The organism is Bradyrhizobium sp. McL0615, from assembly GCF_049993905.1.
Lineage (GTDB): Bacteria > Pseudomonadota > Alphaproteobacteria > Rhizobiales > Xanthobacteraceae > Bradyrhizobium.
In genome coordinates this window covers 3126881-3147816 of record NZ_CP188254.1, presented here as the reverse complement: position 1 = coordinate 3147816, position 20936 = coordinate 3126881, and the positions used below count along the sequence as shown (strand labels likewise).

Genomic DNA, 20936 nt, shown 5'->3' with positions numbered 1-20936 from the left:
AAACAGGTAAACGCGCCGAGGGTGTCGGCGGGGCGGACAAACAGTGCATGATCCGGAATGGCGGGTGACCGGCGTTCCCTGAAGATCATGCCCAAACAAGCAGATAGAGCGCGATGGCTCGAAGCAGGGTTATCACGTTCGTGTGTTGGCTACGGGATCATATGGCTGGGCGTGCGGCTAGAGTTGGCCACGTTGAAAGGCGCTTGCTTCGATCGGGCATTTGCCTTGCGGCGGCTTGCTTTGCGTTTGCGGCGCCGGCCGCGCATGGCGAAAGCCTTCCCGAGGCGCTGACCAAGGCCTATCAGACCAATCCCCAGCTCAATGCCGAACGTGCCCGCCAGCGCGCCACCGACGAGAATGTACCGCAGGCGCTTTCGGGCTATCGGCCGCAGATCGTCGCAAATCTTTCCGCCGGCCTGCAGGCGGTGCGCGACCTCTTGCCTAACAACACCATCCAGTCCGCGAACCTGAAACCCTGGACCGTCGGGCTAACGGTGACGCAGACGCTGTTCAACGGGTTCAAGACCGCCAACAGCGTCCGCGTGGCGGAACTGCAGGTGCGGTCCGGCCGCGAGGCGCTGCGCAATGTCGGCCAGGGCGTGCTGCTCGACGCCGTCACCGTCTATACCAACGTGCTCGCCAACCAATCGCTGGTCGAAGCGCAGCGCGCCAACGTGGCGTTCCTGCAGGAAACGCTCGGCATTACCCAGAAGCGACTCAATGCCGGCGACGTCACGCCCACCGATACCGCGCAGGCCGAGGCGCGCCTGAGCCGGGGCCGCGCCGACCTGAACGCCGCCGAGGTCAATCTGGCGGTGAGCCAGGCGACCTATACCCAGGTGATCGGCAACGCGCCCACCCTGCTCCGCCCCGCCGAAACCGTCGACCGCCTGCTGCCGCGCAGCCGCGATGACGCCACCGGGCTTGCCTTCCGCGAGCATCCGGCGGTGATGGCGGCCAGCTTCGACTTCGACGTCGCCTCGACCTCGATCCGCGTCGCCGAAAGCAGCCTGATGCCGACGATCACGCTGCAAGGCAGCGTCAGCCGCAGCAGGGATTCCGATCCGACGCTCGGCACCTTCGGGACCGATCAGGCGTCGGTGACCGGCCAGCTCACGCAGCCGATTTACGATGGCGGCATGGCGGCCTCGCAAACCCGGCAGGCCAAGGAAGTCGCCAGCCAAAGCCGGCTGGTGCTGGAGCAGTTCCGTAACCAGGCCCGCACCGCTTCGGTCGGCGCCTGGGTCGCCAATGAGGGCGCCAAGATCGCGGTTACCGCATCCGAAGCCGAAGTCCGCGCCGCTACCGTCGCCCTGCAGGGCGTGCAGCGAGAGGCCGCCGGCGGCCAGCGTACCACCGTCGATGTCCTCAACTCGCAGCAGGACCTGATTTCGGCAAAGGCCCGGCTGATCGGCGCGCAGCGCGACCGCGTGATCGCCTCCTATACCCTGCTCAGCGCGATCGGCCGGCTCGACGTCAAGAACCTCGGCCTCAATACGCCGGACTACCTGCCGGAAGTGCACTATCACCAGGTGCGCGATGCCTGGCACGGCCTGCGAACACCTTCAGGGCAGTAGGTTGTATTTTCTCCCGGTGTTAACCGGGCGCTGATCATGTCGGGTATTTTCGGTCGCCAGCCATCTGCATTTGCCTACAACTCAGTCCGTTTCCGCCCCCCGTTTTGATCGATCGATTGTGCGAGGCCTCGTGGTTGCAAACATTCTGCGCTGGTCGGGCAACGGCTTGTTGGTCCTGCTCCTGTCCGTAACCCTTGTGATCACCTCGTTCCGCCTCGCGGCGTCGATCCGCGAAACCGGCACGCGCCCCCAACTTGCGCCACGGACCGGCCATTTGGTGCCGACGCGGTCAGGCGGCGTGTTCGTGCAGGAGAAGGGTCCGGAGGATGGCGTTCCCGTGGTGCTGTTTCACGGCACGGCGGCGTGGAGCGAGTTGTGGCGGCATACCAGCGACGTGCTGGCCGAGGCCGGCTTTCATGTGATCGCCCTCGATCTCCCGCCGTTTGGTTTCTCGGACCGCCCCGGCAGTTACACGCGGCAGGACCAGGCTGCCCGGATCAGCGACGTGCTTGATACGCTGAAAGCTCCGCCCGCCATCATCGTCGGTCACTCCTTCGGCGCGGGTGCGGCGACCGAACTCGCGATGCGATATCCGGACCGAACGCGCGGGCTCGTGCTGGTCGATGCGGCGCTCGGATTGACGGCGGCGCCGTCCCCAGCGCCCTGGGTGATCCAGCCGCAATGGATTCGCGAAATCCTGGTGTCGCTGACCATCACCAATCCGGTGGCGACGGAAATGCTGCTCAAGTCGCTGATCGCGAAGAAGGAGCGCGCGCTGCCGGAATATGTCGCGATCCTGCAAAGGCCGCTAACGCAGCGCGACAGCACCAGCGATATCGCCGACTGGCTGTATTACTTCCTCGGCGCCGACACCGATGCCGCGAGCGCCGACCGCAACGCCTATGCGAAGCTGGAAGTCCCGGTCGCGATCCTGTGGGGCGACAAGGATACGATCACCCCGGTTGAACAGGCGCTCGATCTCCGAACGCTGCTGCCGCCGAAAACGGACCTGACAATGCTGCCTGGGCTCGGTCACATTCCGCAAATCGAGGACCCCGGCATGTTCAACGACGCCCTGCTCAAGACACTTGCAAGCCTCTAAAGCCTTTTCGGTTCTGATTGAATCAGAACCGGTGCCCACTTCGCTTGAAAACGCTCTAAACTGGACAGAGATTCGACAAGTCTTACAGATCGTCGCCGGAGACATCATGGACATCATCAGATTGTGCGCCTGGGGCTATGCCGCCCTGCTCGGCTTCGTGATCCTCACCGGCTATATCCCGGCCTTCATCGACGCCAATGACATGATCTTCGGCTTGTTTCGCCGCACCTGGTACGCCGACGGGCTGCATCTGGTCTCGGCGCTGTGGGCGGCCGCGGCGGCGATCACCTCGCGCCGCGCTTCGGAATTGTTTTTTCAGTTGTTCGGCGTGTTCTACTTTGCCGACGGCGTGCTCGGCCTGCTCACCGGCAGCGGCTATCTCGACTTCGGCATCCTGATCAACGGCGTCCTCAACCTGCCGCTCCCGACACGGTTTTTCGCCAATGCCCCGCATCTCGGCCTCGGCGGCGTGGCGATCCTGATCGGCTATGGGCTGGCGCCGCGGACGCGGTCCGTCGCTCATGCTTAAATGGTTGCGGCGTATCCTGACCGTCATCGCGATCCTGGTCGCGCTGACGGTGCTCGTGCCGCTGGCCTATATCGAAGGCACCTGCCGCCCCTCTTCCGGCCCGGCAGCGGCCGGTGCGCCGGCCGTGACCCTGCCCGCGATCGACGAGGCAGGCTACCGGCGCAAGCTGAACAACACCTTCTTCACCTTCCCCGAATGGTACATCGTCTATTCCTTTGAGGATTTCGGCCGCTTCCTCGACCGCTCCAGCGAAAGCCATTTTGGCTACCTCGGTCACATCTTCGGTTTCTGGCGGAGTTTCTGCACCATCAACCGCGCGGTGCCCGCGACGGGAGAATCGCTGACCGAAGTAAAGACGATGATCTACATCATCGGCATCAGCTATTCCGTCGAATACACCGTCAAGGGGTTCTATGAGAACACGGTTGGGCGCGTGTTCGAATGGATCAGGGGCGAGAAGCTCACCCCGCAGGACGAGTTCGGACGCGCCATGCTGCAGGACTATGCTGCTTTCCTCTACACGGTCCCCTGGTACAAATATCCGTTCCGCGAAAAGCTCGACGGCCTGATGGCGATCTCAGCGCCGACGCCGAGCAGCCTGCGCAGCTGGGAACGCGACTTCGCGCTCGGCACGGAATATTTCGTCAAGATCGGCTATTCCGCACTGATCCAGAAGGCGCTCGACGCCGGCGGCGACGACGAGCCGCGCGACATCGTGTTCGTGGTCGCCGCATTGCCGCCGCAGGTGCTGGCGAAGGAGCCGCGCATCAAGCCGGTCCGTACGCTCGACGCGCAATGGCAACTGGTGCAGGCGCCGCGCTACAAGGCCTTCACCGAGATCCTGCAGGGCCTGCTGGACCAGGGCTATGGGGTTGCGGAGATCGCAGGCAATCACGACATTCTCATCACCGTGATTGCTCCGGATGCCGCCAAGCTTGACATCAAGGGCACGACGGAGCTGTTTTCGCTGGAGCTGGATGCTCGGCCCGGGTTTCGCAGGGCCGGCCTGAAAGCCAGGATCGACGGCCTCGTGGATATCAACCGCGCGCTCAAGGCCAGGGGCGCGAACATTGAGCACTTCTATGACTACTGAGGAGCGTCAGCAGAACCGGACACTACCGCTGGGCCGCATCGCCGGCGCAATCGCCCTCGTCGTCTTTGGCTGGCTCGCTGTCGTCGTTGCGCTGACCTTTGGATCGGCCCCCGGCAAGTCGATGGCCATTGTCGGTCCGCCGACACAGGCGCTGGCCGCGATCGCCAAGGCCAACGGCCGCATCCTTGCGTCGAACAATTACGTCACCATCGCGCGTTCGGACGATGTCAGCTTTGTCGCCCGCCTCTATGCAGCGGGTGCGTTGCTGGTATTGGACGCAGAACAGGCCGGTGGCTGCAGCGGTTTGCCGCCATCGCGCGCAGCTTCGTCATTGCGAGCGAAGCGAAGCAATCCATCTCTCGGCTAGGCGAGATATGGATTGCTTCGTCGCTTCGCTCCCCTGCGCAAACGCTTCGCGTTTGTCGCAGGCAATGACGGAGCAAGCCCCTACGATGCGTACTTTTGATAGAACGTATTCGTGAACAACCCGCCCGGATCATACTTGCGCTTCGCCGCGAAGAAATCGTTGATCTGCGGATACGAGCGCTGCAACTGATCCTTTGAATAATAGAGCTGGTAGGGCAGGAAGAACCGGCCCTTGTGCGCGATGGTGAGGTCGATCAGTTCCTCCGTCGCCTTCTTCATCCGCCGGTTGCCTTCATCATCCGTGGTCTGGTTGATGTAGAGCACCAGCGAGAACGCCGGCTCCGGCGAATAGGTCAGGAAATTGTTCTCCTGATGCACGATCCGCACCGACGCATTCAACAGATTGGTCTTGTTGTCGGTCAGCACCTTGCGCACGCCGTCGACGAACGAGACGAACTGGCTGCGCGGAATGAAATATTCGTGCAGGATGTCGGTGTCGTTGGGCAGCGAGTTGCGCAAGTAAGGCACGGAATCGTGCATCGGGTCGTTGCGGTTGACGAGACAGGCCTCCGCCGATCCGATCGCCTGCGCGCGCGTCACCGTGCAGTTTTCCATGCGGTGCTCGATGTGCTTTTCGGAAAACCACTTCATTTCCTGAAACAGCGGACCCTGCTTGGAAAGGTTGACGGTCAACCGGCGCAGCTTGACGCCGGAGACCTCGCCGAGCGGCTCGCGCTTGAAATCGGTGCCGTCCACCTTGGTGTAGGTGTAGAGCAGCAATTCCTTCAGGAACGAACTTGGCGCGGTCGAGAGATGGCCGTACATCAACCCGATATTGCTGTCCTTCTCGATCTCGCCCGCGAACAGCGCCGGGAATTCCTTGTAGTCCATCACGCGGCGCCCGGTCTGGTAGACCAGATTGTCGGCAATATCGAGCTCGGCCTCGACGATCACGCCGAACAGCCCGTAGCCGCCGACGACCAGGTTAAACAGGTCCTTGTTCTGGGTCGCCGATACCGTCTGCAGCGAACCGTCCGCGAGCATCACCTTCATCGACTTGATCGACTTCGCAAGCGCGCCGGCCTGATGGTCCATGCCGTGGGCGTTGACCGAGATCGAGCCGCCGACGCTGAAAATATCGGTCGACTGCATGGCGCGGACCGCAAAGCGCGGATGCAGCACGTTCTGGATGTCGTGCCAGGTCGCCCCCGGCTGCACCGTGACCGATCGCGAACTCTCGTTGAGCACGATCTTGTTGAAGCCGCGCATGTCGAGCACGATGCCGCCCTTGCGGAAGGCGTGCCCGCCCATGCTATGGCGCACGCCGGCGGTGGTGACGGAGAGCTTGTTGTCGCGCGCAAAGGTCAGCGTCTTCGCGATATCCTCGACGCTGCGCACCTCGACCATGCCGTAGATTTCGGTCTTGTTGAGGCAGCTTGCATCATTGATGCTGCCGCCAAGCTGCGACCATTTGACGTCTTTCAACGGCGCAATCGCCTTGATCCGCTCCAGGTCGATTTTCGCCTGCTCGCCGCCGCCGGCCGCCGGTCCGCAATCCTTTTCCCCGGTGGGGTCGGCCGCCAGCGCGGCAAGCTTGCGATAGCTGTAGACGCCCAGCAGCACGACGACCACGGCGGCAATGGACACGCCGGTTTTGAACTTTTGTGAAAATTTTCGCATGAATTGATTCCAGGAGATGGGTGATAGTCCGTGCGGGCGGATGATTAGTCAAATTGGCGCGCCTTTCGGTTCGATCAAACGACGGCGTTACCGAACCGATAAGGCGGTGCGGCCGGAAGTCGAGCGCCCTTCCCGCGCCTTACTTCTCCCGATAGTCTGCCGGCCGCAGTACGGGCGGAGCAACGCCCGGCGCCGAGGAGAAGCGCCGAAGTCGACGGGCAGCCCGCCCGTCCAGACACAATCAAACAAGATGATCCAGGGAGAACGCCAATGCTGACGCGACGCAGTATGATGCTTGCCTCTATCGCGGCCGGAGTGATGATCCAGAACAAGACCGCCGCCGCCAAGGCGGCGCAGCCGGCGACGCCGGTGAATTTCGATATTCCCGCGGGCGCCTGCGACTGCCACACCCATATCCACCCTGATTCCGAGAAATTCCCGTTCTTCTCCGGCCGCGTCTACACGCCCGAACTGGCCTCGCCGGAGGAAATGACCGCGCTGCACAAGGCGCTGAAGATGGAGCGCGTCGTGATTGTGACGCCCTCGATCTACGGCACCGACAACTCGCCCACGCTGTTCGGCATGGCGGCGCGCGGATCGACCGCGCGCGGCGTTGCTGTTATCGACGACAAGACGTCGGAAAGCGATCTCGACCTGATGGGCAAGGCCGGCATTCGCGGCGTTCGCCTCAACCTTGCGACCGGCGGCGTCAACGACCCGAATATCGCGCGTCCGCGATTCGCCAATGCCGTCGAGCGCATGAAAGCGCGCGGCTGGCATGTGCAGATCTACACCAATATGCCGATGATCACGGCGGTGAAGGATCTGATCATGGCCTCGCCGGTGCCTGTCGTGTTCGATCATTTCGGCGGCGCACAGGCCGCGCTCGGCGTCGAGCAGCCCGGCTTTGCCGACCTCGTGGATCTCGTCAAGGCGGGCAAGGCCTATGTGAAGATTTCCGGCGCCTATCGCGCCTCGACCCTCGGCCCCGACTATGCCGATTGCGTTCCGCTGGCCAAGGCATTGATTGGCGCCAATCCCGAGCGCATTGTCTGGGGGACCGACTGGCCGCATCCGGATTCCGTCACCCCGGCCGGCAAGAAAGTCACCGACGTCACGCCGTTGTTCCAGATCGACGACGGACGGCTGTTGAACCAGTTGCCGGTGTGGGCGCCGGATGCCGCGATCCGCAAGAAGATCCTGGTCGACAACCCGGCGCAGCTTTACGGGTTCTGAAGCCCGGCGCCCGACATCGCGGCCCGCTCGCGTTCGAGCGGGTCGCGGTCGTAATTGCGCAGCCAGTCGCCGGCCTTGCGCAGGCCGCCGAACGGGAACAGGTGAAATCCCGCGATCGAAGCCGTTGCGGCCGCAGGCGCGCAACGCAATCCTCTGACGACGTCGTCCGGCCCGGTATCCGTCAGCAGGCGGCCGAACCGGCCGATCTGCGCCCGCAGCGCGCGCATGGAATTGCCGATGCCGCAGCGGAGCGCGAACTTTGTCAGTGTCGCCGGCGTCGCAGGCCCGGCAAGGCCTACGATCACTGGCAGATCGATGCCGGCGCGATCGAGTTCAGCGATCCATTGCAGGATCGGCGCGCTCTCGAAACAGAACTGCGTGACCACGTCGACCCGCGTTTCCGTCCGCCGTCCCCAGTCACGCCACGCCAGCAGGCCGTTCAGCGCCTCCGGCAATTCGAGATAGGGATGGCCTTCGGGATGACCGGCCACGCTGACGGACGCGATCCCATGCGCCTCGATCAATCCGCTGGCGCAGACATCGCGTGTCGATTTGAACGGGCCGCGCGTCGTCGCCACGTCGCCCGCGATCAGGAGAATGCGCGACACATCGGCCTCGCCCCGCGCCCGCGCCAGGAAATCATCGAGCGCCTCCCGCGAGGCCATTTCGCGCGCGGCGATGTGCGGCACCGGATTGTAGCCGGCCCGTCGCAGCTCCGTGGCGGTCTCGACATTGTTCCGATAATGGTCGCCGGGCAGGAACGTGATGGTGACATCGGTGCCTTCAGCGAAATGCTCGCGCAGTTCCGCGATCTGATGCCCGCGCGAGGAGATTTCAACCGAAGCTGACGACAGCAGCGAGGCCAGTCGCGGGGATGATGACGGATCGGAGACGGTCACAGGCGCCTCCCAAATCAGGCCGGCGCGCGGCGGCGCGAGATCACATAGGTTTCGTCGTTGAACCACAGGCCGCCATGCTTCTTCAGCACGCGGTCGGTGGCTTCGAGGTAGCGGCCGTCGCGGACCACTTCCGACAGCCTGTTGTCCTCGATCTGCGCCACGTAGATCGCGGCGTTCCAGGCCGCGAACAGCGTCGACGTCCCGATCGGCCCGCTGACTTCGTCCGGCAGCGTGTGCATGCGGTAGCGGAAGATCGAGCGCGCGTCGGAGGAGGCGTTGAAATTGTAGTGCCGGGCGGCCGCGCCAAGCTCGTGCTTGACCTGGCGCAGGATGGCGTAGCGGTCGGTCTTGAAGGGATCGTCTCCCGGCCAGACCTGGTCGATGATTTCGATGCCGGGATCCTTGCCGTGCGAATGGATGCCAATCAGCCGCCCGCCTGGCCGCAACGACTTGACCAGCGGCGTCAACACTTTTGAGGCCTTGAACTCCACGCTCGCCCGCGCCCGGTAGGGCTGCGAGGCAATGACCAGGTCGTAATCCGCCATCACCCGGCCAGGCCGCGGCATGATCGGGTCGAGCAGGAACGAATGATCCTCGCGCCGCAGCGTCAGGATGACCGGACGCTGGTAGACCGGATTGCCCGTGGTCGGGCTGATGCCCGCGCGCCAGTTCTCGGCAAGGAAGCCTTCGAGCTCGCCGATCTGCTCGGCGAAGCCGTGTGCGGTGTTGCCGGTCAGCGTGACGTCCTTCCAGATCAGGCCTTGCGCCGACGTCACCGAGCGCGGCGTCAGCCACGGCGCCTCGGCGTAATAGAGGTTGGTTACGACCAGCACGGTGGCGGGATGCTCGAACAGGCGGTCAGCCATCTTCTCCAGCATCAGGCGGACGTCTTCGTAGCTGATCTCCTTCGCCACGACGTAGAGCGGCATGGTGGGGAAGCGCGCATGCACCGCCCGCATCACCCGCGACAGCACGGTGCCGTCACCGACGCCGGCATCGAAGATGCGAAGCGCCGGCGGCGCGGGTTGCAGATTGCCGAGCTCGAGCGCGATGCGCTGGCCGACCTCGGTCTTCTCGCTGCAGGTCGAGACGAACAGCAGGTATTTTTGCCGGTTGTCGAAGAATCGGAAGCCCGGCGGCGCCACGACGTTGGCGTCACCCGCGCCGTTCAGCGGTTTGGCGACCGGTGACGGCTGGCCCGCCGCGGCAGCCGAAGCGGGCTGGTGCTCGGCGAGATAGGCGCGGACCTTGTCGAGCGTGCCGGTCGTGATCCGGGCGCCGTCGCGTAGCCGCGAGACCAGCTTGCCGTCATTGACCACCAGCCGTCCGAAGGTGGATTCAGCGGTCTGCGTCTGACGGCAATAGTCACGAATTTCGCCGAGTATCTGCTCGGCGGTTGGCGCCGATTTCACCGGCTGCGCGTGGCCGTTCTGCCCACCGGTCAATCCCTGGCTTTCCTCGATCCGCATGGCTTGCTCCTGCGGTTGTCCCTGCCCGCATCAAGGGACGGCCGCAGGACGGCGTCAACCACAAACCGAGTGGGCAGGAAATATGGGCGTGTGCCCACAGGCGATCAGCGTGCCCGGCGCGAGAATACCGAGATCAGCACCGGCAGCGTCACCAGGATCACGATCGGCGCCAGCATCATGCCGGTCACCACCACGACCGCCAGCGGCTTTTGCACCTGCGAACCGATCCCCTCCGAGAGCGCCGCCGGCAACAGCCCGACACCCGCCACCACGCAAGTCATCAGCACCGGGCGCAGCTGCAGTTCGCCGGTACGGATCACCGCGCGCATCCGTTCATAGCCTTCGTCGATGAGCTGATTGTACTGCGACAGGATGATGATGCCGTCCATCACGGCGATGCCGAACAGCGCGATGAACCCGATCGCCGCCGACACGCTGAACGCGGTGCCCGTGATCAACAGGCCGAGCACGCCGCCGAAGATCGCCATCGGGATCACGCTCATGGCGAGCAGCGTGTCGACCATCGAACCGAAATTGAAGAACAGCAGCACGCCGATCAGCGCGAGGCTGATCGGCACCACGATCGACAGCCGCTTGATGGCGTCCTGCAGATTACCGAACTCGCCGACCCATTCGACCCGCGATCCCGGCGGCAACTGGACCTGGGCTGCAACCTTGTCCTGCGCTTCCTGAATCGCACTGCCGAGGTCGCGGTTGCGCACCGAGAACTTGATCGGCAGATAGCGTTCCTGCCCTTCGCGGTAGATATAGGCGGCGCCTGAGATCAGGTTGATCGAGGCAACCTCGCTGAGCGGAATCTGCGTGACTGCACCGCCCTGCCCTGCCACGCCGATCCGCAAGTTTTGGATCGCCTCCGCGCTCTTACGGTATTCGGGAGCGAGGCGAACGATGATCGGAAAGTGCCGGTCGCTGCCGGGCTCATAGAGATCACCTGCGCTGTCGCCGCCGATTGCGACCTTGATGGTGGCGTTGATATCGCCGGGCGACAGGCCGTAGCGCGCCGCACGCGCCCGGTCGATATCGATCTGGACGGTCGGCTGGCCCAGCGAGGTGAACACCGCGAGGTCGGTGACGCCCTGCACGGTCGCGAGCTGGGCCTTGATCTTGTTGGCAGTGTCGGTCAACGCCTGCAGATCGTTGCCGTAGAGCTTGATCGAATTCTCGCCCTTGACGCCGGAAACCGCCTCCGAGACGTTGTCCTGCAGATATTGCGAGAAGTTGAATTCGACGCCCGGGAACTTGTCCTGCAGTTGCCCCAGCAATTGCGCCGTCAATTCATCCTTGTCGTGGGTATCAGGCCATTCGCTGGCCGGCTTCAATGGCGCGAAGAATTCGGCGTTGAAGAGACCGGCGGCATCGGTGCCGTCGTCCGGCCGTCCATGCTGCGACACCACCGATTCCACCTCGGGACGCGCGCGGATCATCCGGCGCATCTCGTTGACGTAGGCATTACCCTCCTGCAGCGAGATGGTCGGCGGCAGGGTGGCGCGGATCCACAGATTGCCTTCTTCCAGCTTGGGCAGGAATTCCAGCCCCAGCAGGCGGCCGAACACGATGGTCATGATCACGAGCGCGGCCGCTCCAGCCATCACCCATTTCCGGTTTCCGACCGCCCAGTTCAGGACCGGCATATAGAGCCGATGCAGGAACGCCATGATGCGGGTCTCGGTTTCGTGCATGTGCGCGGGCAGGATGATCGCGCTCAGCGCGGGCGTCACGGTGAAAGTCGCGAGCAGTCCCCCCGCCAGCGCGTAGGCGTAGGTCCGTGCCATCGGCCCGAAGATGTTGCCTTCGACGCCGCTCAGCGTGAACAGCGGCAGGAAGGCGGCAATGATGATGGCGGCGGCAAAGAAAATCGACCGCGACACGTCGGCGGAGGCCGAAAGGATGGCATGGCTCTTCATGCCCATACTGGTGTCGTAGGAAATATGGCTCTGCTCGGCTTCCGACAGTGCGATCGTCTGCGTCAGGCGCCGGAAGATTGCCTCCACCATGATCACGGTGGCGTCGACGATCAGGCCGAAATCGATTGCGCCGACCGACAGCAGATTGGCGGATTCGCCGCGCAGCACCAGGATGATGACGGCGAAAAACAGCGCGAACGGAATCGTCGCGCCGACGATCAGCGCGCTTCGGAGGTCGCCGAGGAATACCCATTGCAGCAGCACGATCAGGAGGATGCCGACCACCATGTTGTGCAGCACCGTGTGGGTGGTGATGTCGATCAGGTCCTTGCGGTCGTAGATCCGCTCGATTCTGACGCCGGGCGGCAGGATCGAGGAATTATTGATGTCGTGGACGAGCTTTTCGACGCGGGCAATGGTCGGCGAACTCTGCTCGCCGCGCCGCATCAGCACGATACCCTGCACGATGTCGTCGTCCTGGTCGATGCCGGCGATGCCGAGCCGCGGCTTCTCGCCGACCGTGGCCGAGGCGATGTCCTTCACCAACACCGGATTGCCGCCCGATTGCGACACCATGGTGTTGTTGAGGTCCTCGATCGAGCGGATCAGGCCGACGCCGCGCACGACGGCGGATTGCGCGCCGATGTTAACGGTGTTGCCGCCGACGTTGATGTTGGCGTTGCCGACGGCCTGCAGCACCTGCGGCAGCGTCAGCCCGTTGGCGACCAGCTTGTTGAAATCGACCTGCAGCTCGTAGGTCTTGGTCTTGCCGCCCCAGCCCGTGACGTCGATCACGCCGGGCACGGCGCGGAAGCGGCGCTGCAACACCCAATCCTGCAGCGTCTTGAGATCGAGCACGCTGTAATTCGGCGGCCCCTTCAGCCGGTAGCGATAGATTTCGCCGATCGGGCTCAGCGGCGATATGCCCGGCTGCACGTTGCCCGGCAATGGCGCGAGCTGCGACAGCCGGTTCAACACCTGCTGCAGCGCCTCTTCATAGGTGTAATCGAACGAGAACTGCAGTTTGACGTCGGACAATCCGTACAGCGAGATGGTGCGGATGGTGCGCAGGTTCTTGATGCCGGCGACCTGGGTCTCGATTGGGATCGTGATGTAGCGTTCGATCTCTTCCGACGATAGGCCCGGACTTTGGGTCACGATGTCGACCATTGGCGGGGTCGGATCGGGATAGGCCTCGATGTTGAGCTGCTTGAACGCGATCAGGCCGCCGACCAGCACGGCGACGAACATGCCGACCATCAAATAGCGGCGGCTGACGGCTAGGGCGACCAGGCGATCCATTCAGATCGGAGCTTTCAATATGGGGTCAGCTGCCGGACGCGGCGCGGTCGATGAACAGCGCACCCTTGGTGACGATCTGCTCGCCGGGTTTCAGATTGCCGACCACCTCGACGAGATCGCCATTGGTGAGGCCGGGCTTGATCTGGCGCAATTCGATCGTCTTGTCCGGATGCGCGACCCAGATCCTCACCTGATCGCCTTCATAGATCAATGCCTGCTTCGGCACGCCGACTGCCGGACGGTCGCCCGCCGAATAGATCGTGACGTTGGCGAACATCTCCGGCTTCAGCACGAAGTCCTTGTTGTCGATGGTGGCGCGGACCAAAAGCCGCCGCGTCGCCGGATCGATGGCGGTGGCGACGTAGTTGAGCCGCGCCGACAGCGGACGGCCCGGCAGCGCCAGCACGTTGAACGTCACCTCCTGCCCGATCGCGACGCTGGCGCAATCGCTCTCGCGGACGAAGGCCGTCATCCAGACGGTGGAGAGATCGCCGATCACATAGACGGGGTCGCTGGCACCGGCGTTGACATACTGGCCGGGGCCGATCTTGCGCTGGACCACGGTGCCGGCGATCGGCGCAAAGATGGTGGTCTCGGGATTGATGCGGCGCTTTTCCTGGAAGGTCGCGATGTCCTCATCGGTGAGGCCGAGGATGCGCAGTTTGTTGCGCGCCGCCTCCATCGCCGTCTGCGACGAGCGCATGTCGTTTTCGGCCTGGATCAGGGTCGCCTGGCTCTGCTGATAATCTTTCAGCGGAACGGCCTTGCCCTCGAACAGGTCCTTGGCGCGCGTTCCCTGCAATTGCGCCAGATCGAGCGCGGACTTCGCCTTGTTCATGGCGGCCATCGCAGCGATGAAATCGTTTTGCGCCTGAACGTTGTCGGCGGCCTCGATCACGAACAGCGGCTGGCCCTTGACGACGCTATCGCCCGGCTTGGCCAGCAACCTGGTGACCCGTCCCGCATAGGGCGAGAACACCGGTGTTGAGCGATCCTCGTCGATCGCGATCTTGCCCTCGGTGACCTGTTCGGCGCGGAAGCCGCGTTCGGTGACGGGTTGAATGGTCAGGCTCGCCCATTCGGCGGGGCTCGGCGTGTAGCGCTGCGATCCCTTGCGGGACTGGCTCGAGACTTCCGAATGTCCCGTCTTGGCGCTGCCGAACTTCGCAAATCCGTACAGGCCCGCGCCGACAGCACACGTCACCAGCGCCAGGGTCATGGCCCCGCGTTTCCAGCTAAGCTGCTGCCATTGCTTTGTTATTTTATTGAGCATACGAGCCCGGACCACTTAGCGACGTTTTGCCTCACCAATCCGCTAATAGTGCCCAAATGGCCTTTTACACAACCTAAAAAACCAAAATGGCTTGGCGGCGAGGTTAAAGTTTGGAGAAGTAAAGCTGAACGACAGATGACTACATCATTCGCGCGCCGGCCATTGCGGCGGATGGCTGCCGAGCGGCATCGCCGGACGGGCCCAAAACGCCGGGGTTTTCGACAAAATCGCGGCGTGCCTGACCGACCGCAGTGCGCCGAAGCCTGATTCTACCTCCCCGAGGAAGGGCGTTACCGCCTCCCCCGTAAGATCACGGGTATTGAAGCCATTGGCGACCCGCCCGAGATCCCACAGCCAGCGGCCGGTCTGCGCCAGTGATACCTGGACGTGCCAGCTGCCGCCTTCACGCGCCTGGCGCGCTTTGGCGATCATGGCACCGAACGCCATGAAGTAGCCGGTGGCGTGGTCGAGCATTTGTGCGGGCAATTCCTTCGGTCCATCGACGCCTGCGGCCTGCCCCTCGGCATGGTTGAATCCGGTGGTGGTCTGCACCAATGAGTCGAAGCCGCGCCGCTCGGCCCACGGACCTGCGGCACCATAGGCCGACAGCGTGACATAAATAATGCCGGGATTGATGCGCGCAGCATCTTCCGGCGAAAAGCCGAGGCCTGAGATCGCGCGCGGCCGGTAGCCTTGCGAAAAGATATCCGCCTCCGCAAGCAGGCCTCGCAATACGTGTCGCCCCTGCTCATCCCTGAGTTCGATAAAACTCGTCAGCTTGCCGCGGCCGGTATCGATGGTGAGCCACGGGATCGTCGGCAGCTCCGGGCCCGAGATCAGCAGCACGTCGGCACCGTGCGCGGCGAGCGTCCGGCCCGCCACCGGACCCGCGATCACGCGCGACAGATCGAGCACGCGAAGTCCTGCAAGCGGCCGCTTGCCCTTGGGCCACGGCTTCGGCGCGGCCTCGCCGATTTTCGTGATCGAGATCAGCGGCAGTCCGGCGAGCGCCTTGGCGTGCGGCGTCGCCGACCATTGGTCATGCGAGCGCATGAAGGCGACGACAGCGCCGCCGGCATAGGCTGCGGTCTCGAACGCCTCGCCATCCCATTGCATCAGCGCTGCCTGAACCGCGTCACGCTCCGGCTTGCAATTCAGCACGGTGCAGACGGCATCGCGGTGATGCGGAAAATTGGTGTGCAGCCGCACGAAGCCATCGCGGGTTTTATAGACACCAGCGATCGCGTCCCAGGCCGGCGGCGGCGGATTGCCGTCGACGCGCAGATAACGTTCGCTCCGGCATTCGACCACGGCATGGCGCATGTCGACCGCAACGGCCTGTGCCTCACCGCTGCGCATCTTCCAGATCTCGGCCGCCGCCAGTCCGGTTGCGGCGACGCTGACCTGTGCCGCCGCGGCGACGCGAAACGACGACGGCAGTTGCGGCTCATCGCCGGTCAGCGTGAGCGCGTCGAGTGCGGAGGCCTCGCCGCCAACAGAGGTCCAGATATCGGAGAGAATTTCGCGGGGACTTTGCATCGGCGTGTCTCTTCCCTAACGTTCGTCTTGGTAGTTTTAGCCGTCATTGCGAGCGAAGCGAAGCAATCCATGGCGCCACGGGTGGTTACGGGTGGTTAGATGGATTGCTTCGCTGCGCTCGCAATGGCGGCTGGGGTCTTCACCCATGGAAGGAGTTGCAATGGCTGCCATCGATCCCCTGACGGCGGGAGCCGTTTTGCTTGCGACTGCCGCCACGGACGCGGTCTACGTCATGTTCACCTCGGCGGTGGTGGCGCGCAAGCGCGTGCCGGCGGCAACCTGGAGCAGCGTCTGGTATCTGCTCTCGTCCTACGCCGTCATTAGCTACACCGAGAATTGGGTTTACGTTGCCTTCGCCGCGGTAGGTTCATGGGTGGGCGCCTATGCGACGATCACCTTCCTGCACCGCCCACCCGGCGGCCCGCCGGTGGGAGCCGCGCCGGAGTAGACTCTCGGTCGTCATCGCGGGCGAAGCCGGTAGCCCGGATGAGCGAAGCGATATCCGGGGCGGGTGTTAGAGTGGTCCGCGGATCTCGCTTCGCTCATCCGGGCTACGGATTCCAGCGGCACCGTTCCCTCCCCGTCATTGCGAGCGCAGCGAAGCTTCGTCTTTTGACCCGAAGCCGGCGGTTCGGACCCTTGGGTGGAGGGTTGATTTAGATCAACAGATGCGTTGCGGCATTGTGCCCGGGCTATGCGTCCACACAGGGTTCCGAAGTCTCCAAGAGGGAGTTTCCAATGACCCGTAGCCGTAAGGATGACGATAGCTCAAAGCCAGAAAGCCGCTTACAAAACCGCCGCAACCTGCTGCTTTGCGGCACCACACTCACCGCCGCTTATTTGCTGTGCGCGCTGGGAACAACCAGCCTCGCGCAGCAAACCACCGGCACGCCGGGCTCACCCGGCGCCACCACGACGATAGATGGAAAGTATCTTCCACCGCCGCCACCGAAGTTCGGCGGCGACATCAACCTTCAAGCCAGTCAGTCCAAACCGTACTGGCCTGCCCGCGTGGTGCCGCCCAAGGGTGCACCCAACGTGCTCCTGATCATGACTGACGACCAGGGCTACGGCGTTTCGGGGACGTTCGGCGGCGTCATCCCGACACCTGCGATGGATCGCGTTGCCCAGATGGGCCTGCGCTACACTCAATTCCACTCCACGGCACTTTGCTCGCCGACGCGGGCGGCGCTGATCACCGGCCGTAACCACCACTCGGTCGGCTTTGGCATCATTTCGGAGCAATCGACCGGCTATCCGGGTTACGACAGCATCATTGGACCGGAGAGCGCCACCATTGGCACGATCCTGAAGCAGAACGGCTACGCCACGTCCTGGTTTGGCAAGAACCATAACACGCCGAGCTATCAGTACGGTGTGACGGGGCCGTTCGATCAATGGCCCATCGGCATGGGCTTCGACTACTTCTATGGCTTCATGGGCGGCGAGAGCAACCAGTGGACGCCATACCTTTTCCGGAACACCACCCAGGTTTTCCCCTGGGTCGGAAACCCCCGCTACAATCTGACCACGGACCTGGCGGACGACGCCATCGCCCACCTGCGACAGCTCAATGCGGCCGCTCCGGATCAACCGTTCTTTCTCTATTACGTGCCCGGCGGCACCCATTCGCCGCATCAGCCGACCAAGGAATGGATCGACAAGTTCAAGGGCAAGTTCGACATGGGCTGGAACGAACTTCGTGAGCAGATCTTTGCCAATCAAAAGCGGCTTGGCGTGATCCCGGCGAACACCCAACTCACGCCCTGGCCGGATGACCTGAAAAAGTGGGACACGTTAACAGCCGACGAAAAAAAGCTGTTCGCACGGCAAGCGGAGGTTTACGCCGGTTACGCCGCCTACACCGACCACGAGATCGGCCGCGTGATCCAGGAAGTCCAGGACCAAGGCAAGCTCGACGACACGCTGATCATCTATATCAGCGGTGACAACGGCACGAGTGCGGAAGGCACGACGGTCGGCACGCCCAACCAATATACGGCCTACAATGGTATCTTGGACCTGCCAGTCGCCGAGCAGTTGAAGGCATACGACGCCTGGGGGTCGGCCGCGACCTATCCGCACATGTCGGTGGCCTGGTCATGGGCCTTCGACACACCGTTCAAATGGACGAAGCAGGTGGCGTCGCACTTCGGTGGCACCCGTCAGGGCATGGCGATCTGTTGGCCGAACCGCATCAAGGATGCGGGCGGCGTCCGCACCCAATTCCACCACATGATCGACATCGTGCCGACCATCCTCGAGACAACCGGCATTCCCGCGCCGCTGATGGTCAACGGCATCGCACAAAAGCCGATTGAAGGTGTCGGCATGACCTACACCTTCGACAAGTCGAGCGCCAACGCGCCGTCCGCGCGAACGACGCAGTATTTCGAGATGTTTGCCAATCGTGCGATCTATCACGACGGCTGGATCGCCGCGACAACGCCACCTGCACCGCCATGGCTCCTGGGTACCGTCAAGCTGCCCGAGGACATCGTCAACGGCTACAAGTGGGAACTCTACAACATTGCGGAGGATTACTCGGAGAACAACGACCTCGCGACCAAGATGCCCGGCAAGCTGCGCGAGCTGCAGGAGCTGTTCTTGGTGGAGGCGACGAAGTACAATGTGTTTCCGCTGGACAACTCGGTGCTTCCGCGCATCATCGCACCAAGGCCAAGTGCGACCGCCGGTCGGAACGCCTTCACTTACTCGGGCGAGTTATCAGGCTTGCCCGAGAGCGATGCGCCCAGCATCCTGAACAGGTCTTATACGATCACCGCCGAAGTGGACATTCCGGGTAGCGCGGGCGGCACCGTTGGGCGTGCCGGCTCGCAGGACGGCAGCGAAGGAATGATCGTCACTGAAGGCGGACGCTTCGGTGGCTATGGCCTGTATCTGCTCAAGGGCAAGCCAGTGTTCGTCTACAACTTCCTCGATCTCGAACGCTTCCGCTGGGAAGGCAAGGACGCGCTTGCACCGGGCAAGCACGCCATCGTGTTCGACTTCAAATACGATGGACCCGGCTTCGGCAAGGGCGGCACGGGCGTCCTGAAGGTGGACGACAAGGAGGTCGCCACCAACAAGATCCCGCACACCATTCCGTTCATCATTGCCATCGAGGAAACCTTCGACGTGGGTGTCGATACCCGTACCCCCGTTGACGACAAGGACTATCAGGTGCCCTTCCGCTTCACCGGCAAGCTTGACAAGCTCACCGTCAAGATCGGGCCGGTGCAGCTCACCAGCGACGAGCATCAGATCATTCGGCACGCCCGCGCAGGTGCGAACAACTGATGCCTCAGCGATCCGGCCGGGTATCCCTTCCTCGGGGCCCGGCCGGACCTTGGCGTGCCGATGTCCAGCGAGCAGCGAGCGAGCACCTGTGCGGAATACGACGGCGCGGCTTTAAATGGAGTGCTGGCAGTGGATTCTTCATTCGGCGCTTTGGATGCGTTTGCGTTTGTAGTGTTCGCTGTTCTGATTTTTGTTGGCGTCATCATCGTTGTCAATCTGGGCAAACTTCCGGGTCAGCTCGCGCGCAAATGGAATCATCCGCAGGCCAGCGCGATCAATGCCATGAGCTGGATCGGGATCGCGACAGGTGGTTTGCTATGGCCGGTGGCGTTCATATGGGCGTTCACAACGCCGTTCGGAGTTACATCAGAAAAAGGCGATCTTCAGCAGCATGGCGTAGAGCCTGGCACAGGTGACGGCGTGACGGCATCCCGTCAGTTCTCAGGGGGCAAGGAGATGCGACTGTGATCGCAATCCTGATCATCGTCTACGTTGCGATCGTTCTCGTGCTGTTCAAGGTCCTGCGCCTAAAGCCGACGGCCTATCTAATCGCCGGCTTGATCGTCGCCGGTGTGTTCATGATCGGTGGCGTCGTGGTGGTCTGGACGCAGTCGGCGCCGATTACGGACAAGATGGTGACCAGCCAGTACGTGGTGCAGCTCGTTCCTTATGTCAAAGGGCAGGTCAAGACGATCCACGCCGAGGCAAATCAACGGGTGAAGAAAGGTGACTTGCTGCTGGAAATTGACCCGGCGCCGTACCAGTACATGGTGAACCAGGTCGAGGCGCAGTTGGCTGCGTCGAAGGCCAACGTAATGCAAGCCGAAGCCGCGCTGGCGACCGCAAAAACGGCCATACCGAATGCGCAGGCCATCCTCGCGAAGGCGAAGGCCGCGGACGAACTGGCCAAGACCCAGGAACAGATCGCTCTCAACATTCAGCGCGCGGACAGAGCTGCCATTAGCCAGCTCAATGTAGCCAAGGCGGCGCAAGAACGTCAGGAGGCGGACGCCGCCGTTCAGCAGGCTGAAGCGGGTCTCGCGCAAGCGCAGGCTTCAGCTCAACAGGCCGCCGCGGTCTTGCAGACGGCCCAGAGCAATGTTCCTACCATCGAAGCTCAATTGGACGACGCACGCTTTAACCTCGCGCAATGCAAGATGATGGCGCCGGGTGATGGATACGTTACGAATTGGCAGGTGCAGATCGGCACCATGCTCGTGCCGCTGCCGCTTGCTCCGGCCGGGACATTCGTAAACGTGTCCGATACTGCCGTAGCCGCTGTGTTTCCGCAGAATTGGCTCTCGAATGTCGAACCGGGCGATGATGTGGAAATGGTGCTTAACCCATATCCTGGCCGCCTGTTCTTTGGAAAAGTGGACTATGTGATCCCGGCAACGGGTGGTGGGCAATTCGCACCCAGCGGCACAATCCCGAACGCGGCCAAGATCGGATCTGACGGGCTTTATGCAGTACGGATCAATTTCAGCGACGATGCTGTAGCCCGCAAGCTGTCCATCGGGTCGGGTGGATCGGCGGCGATCTACACGCAGAAGGGTAAGGCCACGCACGTTATTTCGAAGGTCACGATCCGGATGAAGAAGTGGCTGTTGTACGTCATACCCTCGGTGGAAAAGCCGGGATCGTAG

The 20936-nt window shown here is 62.9% G+C and carries 16 protein-coding genes; 10 read left to right on the top strand and 6 right to left on the bottom strand.

Translation table 11 applies throughout. From position 1 onward, the window contains the following. The first annotated feature begins 161 nt into the window (after positions 1 to 161). From ACPPVP_RS14860 to ACPPVP_RS14840, 5 genes are all read left to right on the top strand, one after another. A complete protein-coding gene (locus tag ACPPVP_RS14860; protein WP_426535447.1) occupies positions 162 to 1577 on the top strand; it encodes a TolC family outer membrane protein in 1416 nt (471 codons plus the stop codon). Between the two features lie 130 nt (positions 1578 to 1707). Beyond that, positions 1708 to 2679 carry an alpha/beta fold hydrolase gene (locus ACPPVP_RS14855; protein ID WP_426535445.1) on the top strand — a complete coding sequence of 324 codons (972 nt, stop codon included), beginning with the start codon at positions 1708 to 1710 and terminating at the stop codon, positions 2677 to 2679. Positions 2680 to 2785: 106 nt separating this feature from the next. Further along, positions 2786 to 3208 carry a hypothetical protein gene (locus tag ACPPVP_RS14850; protein ID WP_426535444.1) on the top strand — a complete coding sequence of 141 codons (423 nt, stop codon included), beginning with the start codon at positions 2786 to 2788 and terminating at the stop codon, positions 3206 to 3208. Continuing rightward, positions 3201 to 4301 carry a hypothetical protein gene (locus ACPPVP_RS14845; protein WP_426535442.1) on the top strand — a complete coding sequence of 367 codons (1101 nt, stop codon included), beginning with the start codon at positions 3201 to 3203 and terminating at the stop codon, positions 4299 to 4301. The genes ACPPVP_RS14850 and ACPPVP_RS14845 overlap by 8 nt, the downstream gene beginning before the upstream one ends. Next, complete coding sequence (locus ACPPVP_RS14840) at positions 4291 to 4668, top strand: hypothetical protein (protein WP_426535440.1); 378 nt, start codon at positions 4291 to 4293, stop codon at positions 4666 to 4668. The genes ACPPVP_RS14845 and ACPPVP_RS14840 overlap by 11 nt, the downstream gene beginning before the upstream one ends. An 80-nt stretch (positions 4669 to 4748) precedes the next feature. On the opposite strand, the gene ACPPVP_RS14835 is transcribed toward ACPPVP_RS14840, so the two are convergent. After that, complete coding sequence (locus ACPPVP_RS14835) at positions 4749 to 6347, bottom strand: FAD-binding oxidoreductase (protein WP_426535438.1); 1599 nt, start codon at positions 6345 to 6347, stop codon at positions 4749 to 4751. A gap of 270 nt (positions 6348 to 6617) precedes the next feature. Here ACPPVP_RS14835 and ACPPVP_RS14830 point away from each other — a divergent pair, with 270 nt between their 5' ends. Beyond that, positions 6618 to 7583 (top strand): amidohydrolase family protein, encoded by a 966-nt coding sequence (locus ACPPVP_RS14830; protein WP_426535436.1) that lies wholly within the window; start codon positions 6618 to 6620, stop codon positions 7581 to 7583. Here the strand turns inward: ACPPVP_RS14830 and ACPPVP_RS14825 are convergent. From ACPPVP_RS14825 to ACPPVP_RS14805, 5 genes are all read right to left on the bottom strand, one after another. Then, entirely contained in the window at positions 7571 to 8482 is a 912-nt protein-coding gene (locus ACPPVP_RS14825) for a methylenetetrahydrofolate reductase (RefSeq protein ID WP_426535434.1), read from the bottom strand. The genes ACPPVP_RS14830 and ACPPVP_RS14825 overlap by 13 nt on opposite strands. Positions 8483 to 8496: 14 nt before the next feature. Continuing rightward, on the bottom strand, positions 8497 to 9951 hold the full coding sequence (locus tag ACPPVP_RS14820) for a hypothetical protein (RefSeq protein ID WP_426535432.1): 1455 nt from the start codon (positions 9949 to 9951) through the stop codon (positions 8497 to 8499). 104 nt (positions 9952 to 10055) lie between these two features. Further along, positions 10056 to 13178 carry an efflux RND transporter permease subunit gene (locus ACPPVP_RS14815; RefSeq protein WP_426535430.1) on the bottom strand — a complete coding sequence of 1041 codons (3123 nt, stop codon included), beginning with the start codon at positions 13176 to 13178 and terminating at the stop codon, positions 10056 to 10058. A 25-nt stretch (positions 13179 to 13203) separates the two neighbouring features. Next, entirely contained in the window at positions 13204 to 14451 is a 1248-nt protein-coding gene (locus tag ACPPVP_RS14810; protein ID WP_426535428.1) for an efflux RND transporter periplasmic adaptor subunit, read from the bottom strand. Positions 14452 to 14595: 144 nt separating this feature from the next. Then, positions 14596 to 15990 carry a CoA transferase gene (locus ACPPVP_RS14805; protein WP_426535426.1) on the bottom strand — a complete coding sequence of 465 codons (1395 nt, stop codon included), beginning with the start codon at positions 15988 to 15990 and terminating at the stop codon, positions 14596 to 14598. Positions 15991 to 16150: 160 nt separating this feature from the next. Between ACPPVP_RS14805 and ACPPVP_RS14800 the strand changes: the two genes are divergently transcribed. The 4 genes from ACPPVP_RS14800 (at position 16151) to ACPPVP_RS14785 (ending at position 20936) form a co-directional block, all read left to right on the top strand. Beyond that, positions 16151 to 16438, top strand: a complete 288-nt coding sequence (locus tag ACPPVP_RS14800) for a hypothetical protein (RefSeq protein WP_334388568.1) — start codon at positions 16151 to 16153, stop codon at positions 16436 to 16438. 290 nt (positions 16439 to 16728) lie between these two features. Continuing rightward, positions 16729 to 19290, top strand: a complete 2562-nt coding sequence (locus ACPPVP_RS14795; RefSeq protein ID WP_426535424.1) for an arylsulfatase — start codon at positions 16729 to 16731, stop codon at positions 19288 to 19290. Between the two features lie 60 nt (positions 19291 to 19350). Next, a complete protein-coding gene (locus tag ACPPVP_RS14790) occupies positions 19351 to 19758 on the top strand; it encodes a DUF3302 domain-containing protein (RefSeq protein WP_426535422.1) in 408 nt (135 codons plus the stop codon). Next, positions 19755 to 20936, top strand: a complete 1182-nt coding sequence (locus ACPPVP_RS14785; RefSeq protein ID WP_426535420.1) for an HlyD family secretion protein — start codon at positions 19755 to 19757, stop codon at positions 20934 to 20936. Before ACPPVP_RS14790 ends, ACPPVP_RS14785 begins: the two co-directional genes overlap by 4 nt.